General features: G+C 63.2%; 16 protein-coding genes. 12 read left to right on the top strand and 4 right to left on the bottom strand.

What is annotated here, in order from left to right:
* Nucleotides 1-54: 54 nt before the first annotated feature.
* Entirely contained in the window at nt 55-342 is a 288-nt protein-coding gene (locus F6S08_RS30165; protein ID WP_065923840.1) for a HigA family addiction module antitoxin, read from the bottom strand.
* Nucleotides 343-356: 14 nt separating this feature from the next.
* The gene (locus F6S08_RS30160; RefSeq protein WP_065923839.1) at nt 357-635 is read right to left on the bottom strand and encodes a type II toxin-antitoxin system RelE/ParE family toxin; all 279 of its coding nucleotides are present in this window, start codon (nt 633-635) and stop codon (nt 357-359) included.
* Nucleotides 636-1,195: 560 nt separating this feature from the next.
* Here F6S08_RS30160 and F6S08_RS30155 point away from each other — a divergent pair.
* The 10 genes from F6S08_RS30155 to madM all read left to right on the top strand — a co-directional run bounded on the left by F6S08_RS30155 (nt 1,196) and on the right by madM (nt 8,757).
* The gene (locus F6S08_RS30155; RefSeq protein ID WP_065923838.1) at nt 1,196-1,456 is read left to right on the top strand and encodes a DUF6124 family protein; all 261 of its coding nucleotides are present in this window, start codon (nt 1,196-1,198) and stop codon (nt 1,454-1,456) included.
* A 171-nt stretch (nt 1,457-1,627) separates the two neighbouring features.
* On the top strand, nt 1,628-3,298 hold the full coding sequence (gene mdcA / locus F6S08_RS30150; protein ID WP_065946510.1) for a malonate decarboxylase subunit alpha: 1,671 nt from the start codon (nt 1,628-1,630) through the stop codon (nt 3,296-3,298).
* Nucleotides 3,299-4,132 carry a triphosphoribosyl-dephospho-CoA synthase gene (locus F6S08_RS30145; protein ID WP_065923836.1) on the top strand — a complete coding sequence of 278 codons (834 nt, stop codon included), beginning with the start codon at nt 3,299-3,301 and terminating at the stop codon, nt 4,130-4,132. It begins immediately after the preceding gene.
* A complete protein-coding gene (locus F6S08_RS30140; protein WP_065923835.1) occupies nt 4,132-4,431 on the top strand; it encodes a malonate decarboxylase subunit delta in 300 nt (99 codons plus the stop codon). The genes F6S08_RS30145 and F6S08_RS30140 overlap by 1 nt, the downstream gene beginning before the upstream one ends.
* Nucleotides 4,424-5,266 carry a biotin-independent malonate decarboxylase subunit beta gene (locus F6S08_RS30135; protein ID WP_065923834.1) on the top strand — a complete coding sequence of 281 codons (843 nt, stop codon included), beginning with the start codon at nt 4,424-4,426 and terminating at the stop codon, nt 5,264-5,266. Before F6S08_RS30140 ends, F6S08_RS30135 begins: the two co-directional genes overlap by 8 nt.
* On the top strand, nt 5,263-6,033 hold the full coding sequence (mdcE, locus tag F6S08_RS30130) for a biotin-independent malonate decarboxylase subunit gamma (protein WP_065923833.1): 771 nt from the start codon (nt 5,263-5,265) through the stop codon (nt 6,031-6,033). The genes F6S08_RS30135 and mdcE overlap by 4 nt, the downstream gene beginning before the upstream one ends.
* Nucleotides 6,027-6,623 (top strand): malonate decarboxylase holo-ACP synthase, encoded by a 597-nt coding sequence (locus F6S08_RS30125; protein ID WP_074847814.1) that lies wholly within the window; start codon nt 6,027-6,029, stop codon nt 6,621-6,623. Before mdcE ends, F6S08_RS30125 begins: the two co-directional genes overlap by 7 nt.
* On the top strand, nt 6,620-7,519 hold the full coding sequence (gene mdcH, locus F6S08_RS30120; RefSeq protein ID WP_065923831.1) for a malonate decarboxylase subunit epsilon: 900 nt from the start codon (nt 6,620-6,622) through the stop codon (nt 7,517-7,519). The genes F6S08_RS30125 and mdcH overlap by 4 nt, the downstream gene beginning before the upstream one ends.
* Nucleotides 7,520-7,586: 67 nt before the next feature.
* Nucleotides 7,587-7,991: a malonate transporter subunit MadL gene (madL, locus tag F6S08_RS30115; RefSeq protein ID WP_027606068.1), complete on the top strand. Its 405-nt coding sequence runs from the start codon at nt 7,587-7,589 to the stop codon at nt 7,989-7,991.
* Nucleotide 7,992: 1 nt separating this feature from the next.
* Nucleotides 7,993-8,757 carry a malonate transporter subunit MadM gene (gene madM, locus F6S08_RS30110; RefSeq protein WP_027606067.1) on the top strand — a complete coding sequence of 255 codons (765 nt, stop codon included), beginning with the start codon at nt 7,993-7,995 and terminating at the stop codon, nt 8,755-8,757.
* Nucleotides 8,758-8,776: 19 nt separating this feature from the next.
* On the opposite strand, the gene F6S08_RS30105 is transcribed toward madM, so the two are convergent.
* Nucleotides 8,777-9,697, bottom strand: coding sequence for a LysR substrate-binding domain-containing protein (locus tag F6S08_RS30105; RefSeq protein WP_065923829.1), 921 nt, complete (start codon nt 9,695-9,697; stop codon nt 8,777-8,779).
* A 144-nt stretch (nt 9,698-9,841) separates the two neighbouring features.
* Between F6S08_RS30105 and trhA the strand changes: the two genes are divergently transcribed.
* On the top strand, nt 9,842-10,459 hold the full coding sequence (trhA, locus tag F6S08_RS30100; protein ID WP_027606065.1) for a PAQR family membrane homeostasis protein TrhA: 618 nt from the start codon (nt 9,842-9,844) through the stop codon (nt 10,457-10,459).
* On the opposite strand, the gene F6S08_RS30095 is transcribed toward trhA, so the two are convergent.
* Complete coding sequence (locus F6S08_RS30095; RefSeq protein WP_315872707.1) at nt 10,454-11,356, bottom strand: LysR family transcriptional regulator; 903 nt, start codon at nt 11,354-11,356, stop codon at nt 10,454-10,456. The two genes, trhA and F6S08_RS30095, sit on opposite strands and share 6 nt — an antisense overlap.
* A 109-nt stretch (nt 11,357-11,465) precedes the next feature.
* Here F6S08_RS30095 and F6S08_RS30090 point away from each other — a divergent pair, with 109 nt between their 5' ends.
* Nucleotides 11,466-12,713, top strand: coding sequence for a D-amino acid dehydrogenase (locus F6S08_RS30090; RefSeq protein WP_065947839.1), 1,248 nt, complete (start codon nt 11,466-11,468; stop codon nt 12,711-12,713).

Genomic DNA, 12,713 nt, shown 5'->3' with positions numbered 1-12,713 from the left:
ACGCAGCCTCGCCAGGGCTCGACAGCTGCTACGCAGGGAGACTTGCTCAAGCCCTCAATCAATCCGCGCAAACCGCTCAATCAACGGCTGCTCCCGATGCTCGGCCTGCCACAAGTCGTAGGCACTTTGCATCGATAGCCATAGTTGTGCAGTACTTACGCCGGCTCGCTCCAACCGGACGGCAAGGTCCGGGCTGACGGGAGCGTGGCCATGCAAGATCCTTGAAAAAGTTTCGCGGGCAAAGCCAAGACGTTTAGCCATTTCGGTGATGGTGATGCCCAAGGCTGGGACCACGTCCTCAAGCAGAATTTCACCTGGGTGAGGTGGGTTGTGCATACCCATATCGATACCTCTACTCAGTGGTAATCAAGATAATCAACCAGTTCGACCTGATCGTCGAACATCCGAAAAATGATGCGCCAGTTACCACTTATGCTGACTGACCAGTAGTCGATCAGGTCGCCCTTCAAACGGTGGAAGCGCCAGCCGGGCAGATCCAGTGCATCTGGGTGCTCGGCCTTGTCCAGAATGAGCAGCATGCGGCGCAAGCGCTTTGCATGATTTGCGTTGATGCCTCTGGTTGAACCGGTCTCATAGAACGCCCTGAGTCCTTTATGTTTCCAGCTGACGATCATGGCGCGATTGTGATGTGATACATCACACTCTGCAATGGCCTTGCATCGGGATTAACGATCGGGTTCATGATGCCTGCCCGTAGCTATTCGGAGCGAAAAGCCTAGGGACAACGGTTCCGAGCAACAACCTGAAAAGTCTGTCAGATAATTCTCTTCTGAGTGTCGATGATCGTTCCCACGCTCCGCGTCACCCTATTGCAGGGCTTTGGCCTTGCGCTGGCTGGCGGCTGCGGCTGGGGCTTCGGATTTTTCCTGCAAGATTTTGGGTTATGCATGAACTTGTCGCGTGCAGTCAGCGCGCCTAGTCTTCGTCCCGTCATCGCAAAAAACGGTGACACGGACGTGCAAGTCCGGTTACATGTCGGCGCACCAACGCCCATAGCCATTCAACGGGCGTTTTTTATGCCTGCTGTATTTGTTATGGCGGCTGTGCGTGGGAGATCCTTCGGGGTCTGCCGGGGTCCGATATGCCCGGTCTTGCACACCTGCGCACAGCTGCCACCTTAATTCGCGTGCAAGCGGAAAAGGGCAGTCTCCATCACATATCGGAGTTGTAAATCATGGTTAAACCTACCCCCAATCCGCCCGCAAGCCTCTTCACCGTAAACCCCCACCAAAACACCGAAACCCTGCTGGTCAACGCCAGCGAAACCCTGTCCTCCCTCAACGCACTCACCTGCAACCTGGCCTTCGACCTGGACACTTCCCAGCGCGCCATCATGCTTGGGATCCAGCAAATGGCCGAGTTGGGGCAGTTGTTGGTGGATAGAGCTCTGGAGCAGGTCAGCCCTTCTGCGGAAGAGGTCCCAGCCAGGGACTGATCATTCCCTTTTTGGGACCGCCCCTCCCACATTTAGATCATCTTTTGGCTCGGGTCAGCGTTTGCTGATGCTCCATTACTCCAACCGTAACGATCCACCGCCCAGCTTGATTGATGGCCCCCTGAATCACTCCTAAGGTACAGCCCACGACAGCAAACCCGTGGAGCGACCATGACAACAACAATAAACCCCGACTCGCGCTGGACGCGGCGGCGCGACGAGAAGCAGCGGCGGCTGGGGCTGGTCAAAAAAATCGCAGACGGGGCCGTGTTGCCCAGTGACAGGATTGTCGAGGCGCTTGAGGCGCTGATCCTCCCCGGCGACCGCGTGGTGCTGGAAGGCAACAACCAGAAGCAGGCCGACTTCCTCTCGCGCTCCCTGGCCCAGACTGACCCGGCCAAACTCCACGATTTGCACATGATCATGCCCAGCGTCGGGCGGTCCGAGCACCTGGACCTGTTTGAAAAGGGCATTGCGCGCAAGCTGGACTTTTCCTTCGCCGGCACCCAATCCCTGCGCATCAGCCAACTGCTCGAAGACGGCCTGCTGGAAATCGGCGCGATCCACACCTACATCGAGCTCTATGCACGGCTGGTGGTGGACCTGATCCCCAACGTCGTACTGTCCGCCGGTTTCATGGCCGACCGTGCCGGCAATATCTACACCGGCGCCAGCACCGAAGACACCCCGGCTCTGATCGAACCCGCCGCGTTCAGCGATGGCATCGTGATCGTGCAGGTCAACCAGTTGGTGGATGACGTCAGCGACTTGCCCCGCGTCGACATCCCCGCCAGCTGGGTGGATTTTGTGGTGGTGGCCGACAAGCCGTTCTACATCGAGCCGCTGTTCACCCGCGACCCGCGCCATATCAAGCCGGTGCATGTGTTGATGGCGATGATGGCGATCCGCGGCATCTACGAAAAACACAATGTGCAGTCCCTCAACCACGGCATCGGCTTCAACACCGCCGCCATCGAATTGATCCTGCCCACCTACGGTGAATCCCTGGGCTTGAAGGGCAAGATCTGCCGCAACTGGACCCTCAACCCGCACCCCACGCTGATCCCCGCCATCGAAAGCGGCTGGGTGGAAAGCGTGCATTGCTTCGGCACCGAACTGGGCATGGAGAACTACATCGCCGCGCGCCCGGATGTGTTCTTCACCGGCCGCGACGGTTCGATGCGCTCCAACCGAATGTTCTGCCAGCTGGCCGGCCAATACGCGGTGGACCTGTTTATCGGCGCTACCCTGCAAGTCGACGGCGACGGCCATTCCAGCACCGTGACCCGTGGCCGCCTCGCCGGCTTTGGCGGGGCGCCGAACATGGGCCACGACCCGCGTGGCCGTCGTCACGGTACGCCGGCATGGCTGGACATGCGCCACGGCGACGCGCCGGAAGCGCTGCTGGAGCGCGGCAAAAAGCTTGTGGTGCAGATGGTCGAGACCTTCCAGGAAGGCGGCAAGCCCACCTTCGTCAACACCCTGGATGCGGTCGAAGTGGCGCGCAAAAGCGGCATGCCCCTGGCGCCGATCATGATCTACGGTGACGACGTCACCCACCTGCTCACCGAAGAAGGCATCGCCTACCTGTACAAGGCGCGGTCCCTGGAAGAGCGCCAGGCGATGATCGCCGCCGTCGCCGGGGTCACCGCCATCGGCATGCGCCACAACCCCAAGGACACCGCGCGCATGCGCCGCGAAGGCCTGATCGCCTTGCCCGAAGATTTGGGCATCCGCCGCACCGACGCCACCCGCGAGCTGTTGGCCGCCAAGAGTGTGGCCGACCTGGTGGAGTGGTCCGGTGGCCTGTACAACCCGCCCGCCAAATTCAGGAGCTGGTAAATGCGCGCCCTTAAACTGCACGAACTCAGCCTCGCGGATCGCCTGGCGGATATGGCCGTCGATGCGCTGATCGATGAAGCCGACCTGTCGCCCAAGCCCGCCCTGGTGGACCGTCGCGGCAACGGCGCCCACAGTGATTTGCACCTGGGGCTGATGCACGCCTCGGCGCTGTCGCTGTGGCCGATGTTCAAGGCAATGGCCGAGGCGGCGCTTGAACTCGGTGAAGTCGGCTTGCCCCTGCGCGAAGCCCTCGGCCGTATCGGGCGCGAAGGCGAACAGGCGATGCTCGTCACCACCCACGGCGTGAACACCCATCGCGGTGCGATCTGGGCCCTTGGCCTGCTGACCGCAGCGGCTGCCCTGGAACCGCGAGCCATAACGCTGAACGCCGCCAGACTGGCCCTGCTCAACGACCGTTACGCGCCCCAATCGATGAGCCACGGCGCCCAGGTCGCGCAACGCTACGGCGCACGTGGTGCCCGTGAAGAAGCGCAACTGGGCTTCCCCGCCGTGACCCAACGCGGTCTGCCGCAACTGCGCCAGAGCCGCCGCCAGAACGTCGGTGAACAGAACGCGCGTCTTGACGCCTTGCTCGCGATCATGACCGACCTGGCCGACACCTGCGTGCTCTATCGCGCCGGCCTGGAAGGCCTGCATGCCATGCAGCGCGGTGCCCAGGCCGTGCTCGACGCCGGCGGCAGCGCAAGCCTCGCCGGGCGCCGCCAACTGCATGAGCTGGACCATCAACTGCTGGCCCTGAATGCCTCCCCCGGTGGCGCCGCCGACCTGTTGGCCGCCTGCCTGTTTATCGACCGCCTCGACGGAGCGTTGTGATGGAAACCTTATCCTTTGAATTCCCCGCCGGGCAGCCGCCAACAGGCCGTGCGCTGGTGGGTTGCGTCGGCTCGGGCGACCTGGAAGTGCTGCTGGAGCCGGGCACGGCCGGCACGTTGACCATCCAGGTACAGACCTCGGTGAATGGCGCCGAACAACGCTGGCAGCACCTGTTCGAACGCATTTTCCAAGAGCAGACGCCACCCGCCCTGAACATTGATATCCACGATTTCGGCGCCACCCCCGGCGTGGTGCGTTTGCGCCTGGAACAGGGATTCGAGGAGATCGGCCATGACTGACTTGCTGGCTAAACACAGCTTCGTGGAACTGGGTGCGCGGCAGCGGGCCAAGGCCTTGTTGGATGCCGGCACCTTTCGCGAACTGATCGACCCGTTCCAGCGCGTCATGTCGCCCTGGCTCAGCCGCCAAGGGGTGGTGCCCCAGGCCGATGACGGCGTGGTGATCGCCAAGGGCAGCATCGGCGACTTGCCCGTAGTGATTGCGGCCATTGAAGGTAACTTCCAGGGCGGCAGCCTCGGTGAAGTGGGCGGCGCGAAAATCGCCGGCGCCCTGGAACTGGCCGCCGAAGACAACCGCAAGGGCATCCCGACCCGCGCCGTGCTGCTGCTGGAAACCGGCGGCGTGCGCTTGCAGGAAGCCAACCTCGGCCTGGCCGCGATTGCCGACATACACGCGGCGATTGTCGACCTGCGCCAGTACCAGCCGGTGATCGGCGTGGTGGCGGGCAGCGTTGGCTGTTTCGGTGGCATGTCCATCGCCGCCGGGCTGTGCAGCTACCTCGTCGTCACCCGCGAAGCGCGCCTGGGCCTGAATGGTCCGCAGGTGATCGAACAGGAAGCCGGGTTGGAAGAGTACGACTCCCGCGACCGTCCTTTTATCTGGAGCCTCACGGGCGGCGAACAGCGTTTCAACAGCGGCCTGGCCGACCGTTACGTGGCCGACGATGCGGCGCAGATCCAGCAGACGGTCAGCGCGTTGTTGCAGCAAGGCGTGCCCGCCCAACAACGCAGTCGCCAGGCTGATTATTACCTCACACGCTTGGCCGAGTTGGACGCCGTAGCGCAAATCGACCCGGCGACGGTGCGCGAGCTGTATCAGGGAGAACGCTCATGAGAGGCTTGCAGTGGTTCAACGCATTGAGCGCCGGCGCTCCAGTTGTAGACGATTTGCCGGCGTCGCTGAGGGTGGCCGACGGTGTATTGGGTGAGCAACAGGTGCGCTTTGTCGCCGTGGTGACCGACGCGCAAAACCGCTTCCCTCGGGCGCGCAATGGCGAAGTCGGCCTGCTCGAAGGCTGGGGCCTGGCCAAGGCCGTCGATGAGGCCATCGCCCGCGGCGACAAGCGGCCCATCATCGCCATCGTCGATGTGCCCAGCCAAGCCTATGGCCGTCGCGAAGAAGCCCTCGGCATCCACCAGGCCCTGGCCGCTGCGGCCGACAGCTATGCCCGCGCGCGCCTCGCCGGCCACCCAGTGATTGCGCTGCTGGTGGGCAAGGCCATGTCCGGTGCGTTCCTGGCCCATGGCTACCAGGCCAACCGCCTGATTGCCCTGCGCGACCCCGGCGTAATGGTGCACGCCATGGGCAAGGCCTCGGCCGCGCGGGTGACCCTGCGCAGCGTCGAAGAGCTGGAAGCCCTGGCCGCCAGTGTGCCGCCCATGGCCTATGACATCGACAGCTATGCCAGCCTCGGCTTGCTGTGGGAGACCTTGTCGGTCAGCCAGATTGAACAGCCCACGGCGGACGATGTAGCGCGGGTCAGTGATTGCCTGCTGAATGCGATCAAGGACATCGGCAGCGCCGATCTGCGCGGACGCCTCGGCGCGACTAATCGGGCAGCCTCCAGCCAGGTTCGCCAACTGCTGCGGGAACAATGGTGAACGCCCACGACTTGCTCTGGGGCATGACCCCAGCGCATGCGCCCGCCGATGCACCGGCCTGGGTGCTCGAAGCGCTCGGCGCCGGCCATCCGGTGGTGGTGCGCCGCGCCATTGCCGCGCCGGGGCATGTGGCGGTCGGCGTGCGCGGGCGTTTGCGTGAGCAGCGGTTCGCCGCCGAGATGCCGCTGGCGGCGGTGCAGCGGCGTGTTGCACCGGAAGCCCTGCGCGACGTGGTTTCGTCACGGGATTTACCCGCGCTGCACGCGCTTGCTCAATTGCGTTCGGTGCTGGTGCACGAGGCATGGGGCGTCAGCGGTAGCGCAGGCTTTGAATTGGCCACCGGCATCGAAGCACTGCATGCCCAGAGTGATCTGGATTTGATCCTGCGTACGCCCAAGCGCCTTGAACGCGCCGCTGCCGAGGACCTGCTGGCGAGCCTGGACACGACGGTGTGCCCTGTGGACCTGCAACTGCAAACCCCGTTTGGCGCCGTCGCCTTGCGCGAATGGGCCAGCGGCTCACGCCGTGTGCTGCTGAAAACCACCAGCGGCGCGCATCTTGTGCTCGACCCTTGGCAGGCCGTGGCATGAGCAGCCTGCTGGTGTTTCCAGGGCAGGGCGCTCAGCGACCAGGCATGCTGAAGTCGTTGCCCGAACCTGTGCTGGCAGAAGCCAGCGATGCCCTGGGCGAAGACGTGCGCGTGCTCGATTCCGCGCAAGCCCTGGCCAGTACCCGCGCCGTGCAACTGTGCCTGTTGATCGCCGGCGTCGCCCACGCCCGCCTGTTGGAGCGCACCCCGGATTACGTGGCGGGCCTGTCCATCGGCGCCTACCCGGCTGCGGTCATCGCCGGGGCCCTGGATTTTGCCGATGCGGTAAAGCTTGTGAGCCTGCGCGGCCAACTGATGCAAAACGCTTATCCACACGGCTACGGCATGACCGCGATCATCGGCGTGGAGTTATCCACCGTCGAAACACTCCTCGCCGACATCCACAGCCCTGAAACCCCGGTGTACCTGGCCAATATCAACGCCGATAACCAAAGCGTGATCGCCGGCAGCGACGAGGCCATGAAGCGTGTTGCCGCGCGCATCAAGGGCAACGGCATCGCCAAACGCCTGGCCGTCAGTGTGCCGTCCCATTGCGCGCTGCTGGAGCAGCCGGCCGAGGTCCTGGCCCAGGCATTTGTCCCGCTCAAGGCGCCGCGCATCACCTACCTGAGCAGCACTCGCGCGCGGCCGATCCACAACCCCGAACATCTGCGCGACGACCTGGCCTTCAACATGTGCCGCGTCGTTGACTGGCGCGGCACCGTGCAAAGCGCCTACGAGCGCGGTGTGCGCCTGCAAATCGAACTGCCCCCGGGCGCCGTGCTCACCGGCCTGTCACGCCGCGTGTTCGAACAAGGCACCGTGATCGCCTGCGAAGGCGCACGCCTGGACACCTTGCAGGCCCTGCTGGAAGAGGAGGAGCGCCGCCACCGATAAAGCACCACCCAAGGCTGTCGAAGCACAAAAACAACAATTTCGATCGAGCACTTCGAGGACAACAACAATGATTATTTACGGTGTGGCATTGCTGGCGATCTGCACGCTTGCAGGTGTGATCATGGGCGACATGCTCGGCGTGTTGCTGGGCGTCAAATCCAACGTGGGCGGGGTGGGTATCGCCATGATCCTGCTGATCTGCGCTCGCCTGTGGATGCAAAAACGCGGCGGCATGACCAAGGAGTGCGAGATGGGCGTGGGCTTTTGGGGCGCCATGTATATCCCCGTGGTGGTGGCGATGGCCGCGCAGCAGAACGTCGTAACCGCCCTGCACGGCGGCCCGGTCGCGGTGCTGGCGGCGATTGGTTCGGTGGTGGTCTGTGGTTGCACCATTGCGTTGATCAGCCGTACTCACAAGGGCGAGCCTCTGCCCGCCGAAGAGCCGCTGATCGTGCCTGCGGGAGGTCGCTGATATGTGGGATCTCATCGAAAAAGGCCTGGAACATAACGGCCTGATCACCGCGTTTGCGTTTGTTGGCGTGGTGATGTGGATTTCCGTGGTGCTGTCCAAGCGCCTGACGTTCGGGCGCATCCACGGCTCGGCGATTGCCATCGTCATCGGCCTGGTCCTGGCCTGGGTCGGCGGCACCCTTACCGGCGGGCAAAAAGGCTTGGCCGACCTGGCACTGTTCTCTGGTATTGGCCTGATGGGCGGTGCGATGCTGCGCGACTTCGCCATCGTTGCCACGGCGTTCGAGGTGCAGGCCACCGAGGCGCGCAAGGCCGGGATGATCGGTGTGATTGCGCTGCTGCTGGGCACGATCCTGCCGTTTATCGTCGGCGCCAGCATGGCCTGGGTGTTTGGCTATCGCGACGCGATCAGCATGACCACCATCGGCGCGGGTGCCGTGACCTACATCGTCGGCCCGGTGACCGGTGCGGCGATTGGCGCGACTTCGGATGTGATGGCACTGTCGATTGCGACCGGGTTGATCAAGGCGATCCTGGTGATGGTCGGCACCCCGGTGGCGGCGCGTTGGATGGGCTTGGACAATCCGCGTTCAGCGATGGTGTTCGGTGGCTTGGCCGGCACCGTGAGCGGCGTGACGGCAGGGCTGGCGGCGACGGATCGGCGCTTGGTGCCGTATGGCGCGTTGACGGCGACGTTCCATACCGGGCTTGGGTGTTTGCTGGGGCCTTCGTTGCTGTACTTCATTGTGCGTGGGTTGGTGGGCTGACCTTGAGGGTTGCGGAGTGTCAGGCTGTTCCCTGCCGATTGGCATACATCCGACACTCCGCCAACAACGCGAGTAAATTCGGATCACGCTCCTTGGCCTTCAGGAACACCACCCCGATATGCTGCTGCAACCGATACCTGGGTTGCAGCGGTATCAGCTTCACGCGGTTCTCGTACACCGCCGCGATCCTTCCTGGCAGCAACGCATAACCCACCCCCGAACTGACCATGCTCAGCAGTGTGAAGATGTCATTGACCTGCATCGCCACCTTCGGCTCGAACCCCGCCTGCTTGAATACCCGGTTGCCATCCTGGTGGGTGGCGAAGCCTTGGGTGAGGGTGATGAAGGTGGCGTCGCGTACGTCGGCCAGGTCGATTTCCTGGGCGCGGTCGAAGGGTGAGTCGGCGGGGGTGGCGAGGAAGATGTCGTCGCAGAACAGCTCGATCTGTTCGCAGTCGGGGTCGTTGGCGTGTTCGTCGAGGGAGATGAGGATTGCGTCGACTTCCATGTTCTTGAGCTTGTACAGCAGGTCGAAATTGGAGCCGAGGATCAGGTCGATATTGAGTTCGCTGCGCCTGATCTTCAGGCCCATGATCAATTGCGGCACGGTCTTGACCGTGAGCGAATACAGCGAGCCGAGCTTGAAGCGTTCGGCGGAGAAGCCGGCGGCTTCGCGGGTCAGGCGTACGCTGTCGACCACATCGGCGATGAGTTTTTGTGCGCGTTCTTCCAGCACGTAGGCGCTTTCCAGCGGGGTGAGGTTGCGGCCCTCGTGTTTGAACAGCGGGCAGCGCAAGGCATTTTCCAGCGAGTGGATGGCGCGGTGCACGCTGACATTGCTGGTTTGCAGCTCGGCGGCGGCGCGGGCCAGGTTGCCGGTGCGCATGAATGCCAGGAAGATTTCCAGCTTCTTGAGGGTGAATTCTTCGTCGATCAGCATGGCCGTGGGCTCTTGTTCGAATGCGTCCGATTGTGCCCGCAAAACCCGGCGGCGTCCTCGGAACGTCACAAGTCGCTTGCACTCTTATGCGCAAGGCTGGACGCTTGCCAGCCAGTTCCAGCGGCTACAGGAGGTCAGTGACAGATGTATCACGGGGAACGATTCAACGCCTGGAGCCATTTGCTCGGTGCAGTCGCGGCGTGTATTGGCGCCGTGTGGATGTTGGTGGTGGCGAGCCTGGACGGCAGCCCCTGGAAGATCGTCAGCGTGGCGATTTATGGCTTTACGCTGATGGTGCTGTACAGCGCGTCGACCGTGTACCACAGCGTGCAGGGGCGGCGAAAAGAGATCATGCAGAAGGTCGATCACTTTTCGATCTACTTGCTGATCGCCGGCAGCTACACGCCGTTTTGCCTGGTGACGTTGAGAGGCCCGTGGGGCTGGACGCTGTTCGGCATCGTGTGGGGGCTGGCGGTGATCGGCATCCTGCAAGAGATCAAGCCGCGCTCCGAGGCGCGCATCCTGTCCATCGTGATCTACGCGGTGATGGGCTGGATCGTGCTGGTGGCGGTCAAGCCGCTGATCGCCGCGCTGGGCACCGCCGGGTTTATCTGGCTGGCGGCGGGCGGGGTGCTGTACACCGTCGGCATCATCTTCTTTGCCCTGGAGGATCGCCTGCGGCATTCCCATGGGATCTGGCATTTGTTTGTGATCGGCGGCAGCCTGCTGCATTTCGTGGCGATCATGCACTACGTGTTATAGGCGCCCCAGCAGCTCCCGAGCCCGGTTGCCGAAGATCTGTAGCAGATTGGCCAGCATATGCGGCGGTGGTTCATTGGCACGGGTCAAGGCGTAGAGGGTGATCGGCAGAGGCGGTGTAAGTGTGCGGATGCAGGTGGTCGCCGTCGATGCGCCGAGGGCGGTAAAGGGGTCGATGACCGTCAAGCCGGCGCCGGACTCCACCATCGCCCGTGCCAGGGAATAGGTTTGCACCGAGATCGTCACCCGAGGCGGCGGGTCGACGCTCTCCAGGTAGTTGTCGAGCTTTGCCGCCAGTGGGTCGGCGCTGGACAGGCCAATCAACGGTGCCCCCGCGAGGTCTGCCAGGGGCAGGGCCTGATGCAGCTCAGCGTCCGGCCAGTAGTTTTTCGACGCCAGGGCCACCAACACACCGTTGGCAAGCACTTGTGTGGTCAACCCGGGATGGCCGGAGAAGCTGAGGGTCAGTGCCAGGTCGATCTCGCGCATCAACAGTTTTTGCACCAGCTCGCGGCTATGGTCGCTGGACAGTTCGCAGGCGATGTCCGGGTAGTCGCGCTTCCATTCCAGAATCGCCGGGGGCAGCAGCGACAGCGCCAATGCCGGGATTGCACCAATCCGCACACTTTGCCCCGGGGCGCGGCGCAGGCTCTTGGCCAGGCGCCGCACGCCTTGCAGGCTCGCGGTGACTTTTTCGACTTCGCTTTCCAGCGCCAGGGCTTCGGGCGTGGGCTGCAATTTGCCGCGTACCCGCAAAAACAGCGGGAAACCCAATTGTAACTCGGCATGTTGCAACACCTTGGTCACCGCCGGTTGGGAGACATGCAGCAACTGCGCGGCGGCGCTGATGGAGCCGGTCTGGCGGATGGCCTGGAAGATTTCGATATGACGCAAGCGCATGGCAGGTCCATAACCTTTGTTTATAGGTGCCCCATCTTTATTCATTGTCGGCGGCCTGTCACCTGCACCTACCCTGGGGCTTTCTTGGATCAAGGGCTGGGGGTGTTGAATGGCCAGGCAGGTTTGCATCATTGGTGGAGGCGTTATCGGCCTGGCGAGTGCCTACGCGTTGGTACGTGCAGGTCATGAAGTGACGGTGATCGACGCGCGTGACACCGTGGGCAGCGAAACCAGCTTCGCCAATGGCGGGCAATTGTCCTACCGCTACGTCGCACCGCTGGCGGATGCGGGAGTGCCGCTACAGGCGATTGGCTGGTTGCTGCGCGGTGACTCGCCACTGAAGCTGCGCCCACGCCTGGACCCCCGACAATGGCGCTGGATGGCTGCGTTCATCGGCGCTTGCCGTGGCTCGGTGAACAAGCGCAACGCCGCCCACTTGCTGCGCCTGGCGAGCCTGAGCCAAAACACCTTGCAGCAATGGCGCGTCGACGATCGCCTGGACACGTTCAATTGGCGGCGTAACGGCAAGCTGGTGACCTTTCGCAATGCCGATACCTTTGAGCGTGCGCGCAGCAAGGTCACCGACATCCTGCAACAACAGGTGCTGTCGGCGCTGGATTGTGCGCGGCTGGAGCCAGCGCTGGCGCAGGTGGCGGGTGAGTTTGTCGGTGGTATCTATACGCCCAATGAAGAAGTGGCGGACTGTCATGCCTTCTGCCAACAGCTGGCGGCACGCCTTGAAGCGTCGGGGCGCTGCACCTTTCTGCTGGGGCGCAAGGTCACCAGGATTCGCCATGCCGACGGCGCGGTACAGGCCATCGAGCTGGGCGGCGAAGTGATGCCGGTGGAACACCTGGTGCTGGCGGCCGGTCATCGCGCCGCCGAGTTGGCATTGCCCGGCGTGTCACTGCCACTGTATCCACTCAAGGGCTATAGCCTCAGCGTACCGATTGGCGCACAGCACCAGGCGCCGAATGTGAGCATCACCGACTACGACCGCAAGATGGTCTACGCGCGTATCGGCGAACAGCTGCGGGTGGCGGCCATGGTGGATATCGTCGGCTTTGACGCCAGCCTTGAGCCCAAGCGCCTGGCGCTGATGAAACGCCAGGCGGTCGAGACATTTCCTACCGCTGGCGACTATGCCAATGCTGTGGAATGGGCCGGTATGCGTCCCGCCACCCCGACCGGTGTGCCGCTGATTGGCCCCAGCGTGTATCGCAACCTGTGGCTGAACCTGGGCCACGGCGCCCTCGGCTTTACCCTGGCGTGCGGCAGCGGCCAATTGCTGGCCGAGCTGATCGGCCACCACCTACCTTCCATAGATATGCAGGGCCTGGCGCCCCGCGCCGCGTGA

This window comes from Pseudomonas sp. JV449 (assembly GCF_032424295.1).
Classification (GTDB): Bacteria; Pseudomonadota; Gammaproteobacteria; order Pseudomonadales; family Pseudomonadaceae; genus Aquipseudomonas; species Aquipseudomonas marginalis.
This window is presented reverse-complemented; position numbering and strand designations above follow the sequence as displayed.

Bases quoted from the DNA above. Each gene is read 5' to 3' on its own strand.
- F6S08_RS30165 (WP_065923840.1), bottom strand. From the start codon at position 342: ATGGGTATGCACAACCCACCTCACCCAGGTGAAATTCTGCTTGAGGAC.
- F6S08_RS30160 (WP_065923839.1), bottom strand. From the start codon at position 635: ATGATCGTCAGCTGGAAACATAAAGGACTCAGGGCGTTCTATGAGACC.
- F6S08_RS30155 (WP_065923838.1), top strand. From the start codon at position 1,196: ATGGTTAAACCTACCCCCAATCCGCCCGCAAGCCTCTTCACCGTAAAC.
- mdcA (WP_065946510.1), top strand. From the start codon at position 1,628: ATGACAACAACAATAAACCCCGACTCGCGCTGGACGCGGCGGCGCGAC.
- F6S08_RS30145 (WP_065923836.1), top strand. From the start codon at position 3,299: ATGCGCGCCCTTAAACTGCACGAACTCAGCCTCGCGGATCGCCTGGCG.
- F6S08_RS30140 (WP_065923835.1), top strand. From the start codon at position 4,132: ATGGAAACCTTATCCTTTGAATTCCCCGCCGGGCAGCCGCCAACAGGC.
- F6S08_RS30135 (WP_065923834.1), top strand. From the start codon at position 4,424: ATGACTGACTTGCTGGCTAAACACAGCTTCGTGGAACTGGGTGCGCGG.
- mdcE (WP_065923833.1), top strand. From the start codon at position 5,263: ATGAGAGGCTTGCAGTGGTTCAACGCATTGAGCGCCGGCGCTCCAGTT.
- F6S08_RS30125 (WP_074847814.1), top strand. From the start codon at position 6,027: ATGGTGAACGCCCACGACTTGCTCTGGGGCATGACCCCAGCGCATGCG.
- mdcH (WP_065923831.1), top strand. From the start codon at position 6,620: ATGAGCAGCCTGCTGGTGTTTCCAGGGCAGGGCGCTCAGCGACCAGGC.
- madL (WP_027606068.1), top strand. From the start codon at position 7,587: ATGATTATTTACGGTGTGGCATTGCTGGCGATCTGCACGCTTGCAGGT.
- madM (WP_027606067.1), top strand. From the start codon at position 7,993: ATGTGGGATCTCATCGAAAAAGGCCTGGAACATAACGGCCTGATCACC.
- F6S08_RS30105 (WP_065923829.1), bottom strand. From the start codon at position 9,697: ATGCTGATCGACGAAGAATTCACCCTCAAGAAGCTGGAAATCTTCCTG.
- trhA (WP_027606065.1), top strand. From the start codon at position 9,842: ATGTATCACGGGGAACGATTCAACGCCTGGAGCCATTTGCTCGGTGCA.
- F6S08_RS30095 (WP_315872707.1), bottom strand. From the start codon at position 11,356: ATGCGCTTGCGTCATATCGAAATCTTCCAGGCCATCCGCCAGACCGGC.
- F6S08_RS30090 (WP_065947839.1), top strand. From the start codon at position 11,466: ATGGCCAGGCAGGTTTGCATCATTGGTGGAGGCGTTATCGGCCTGGCG.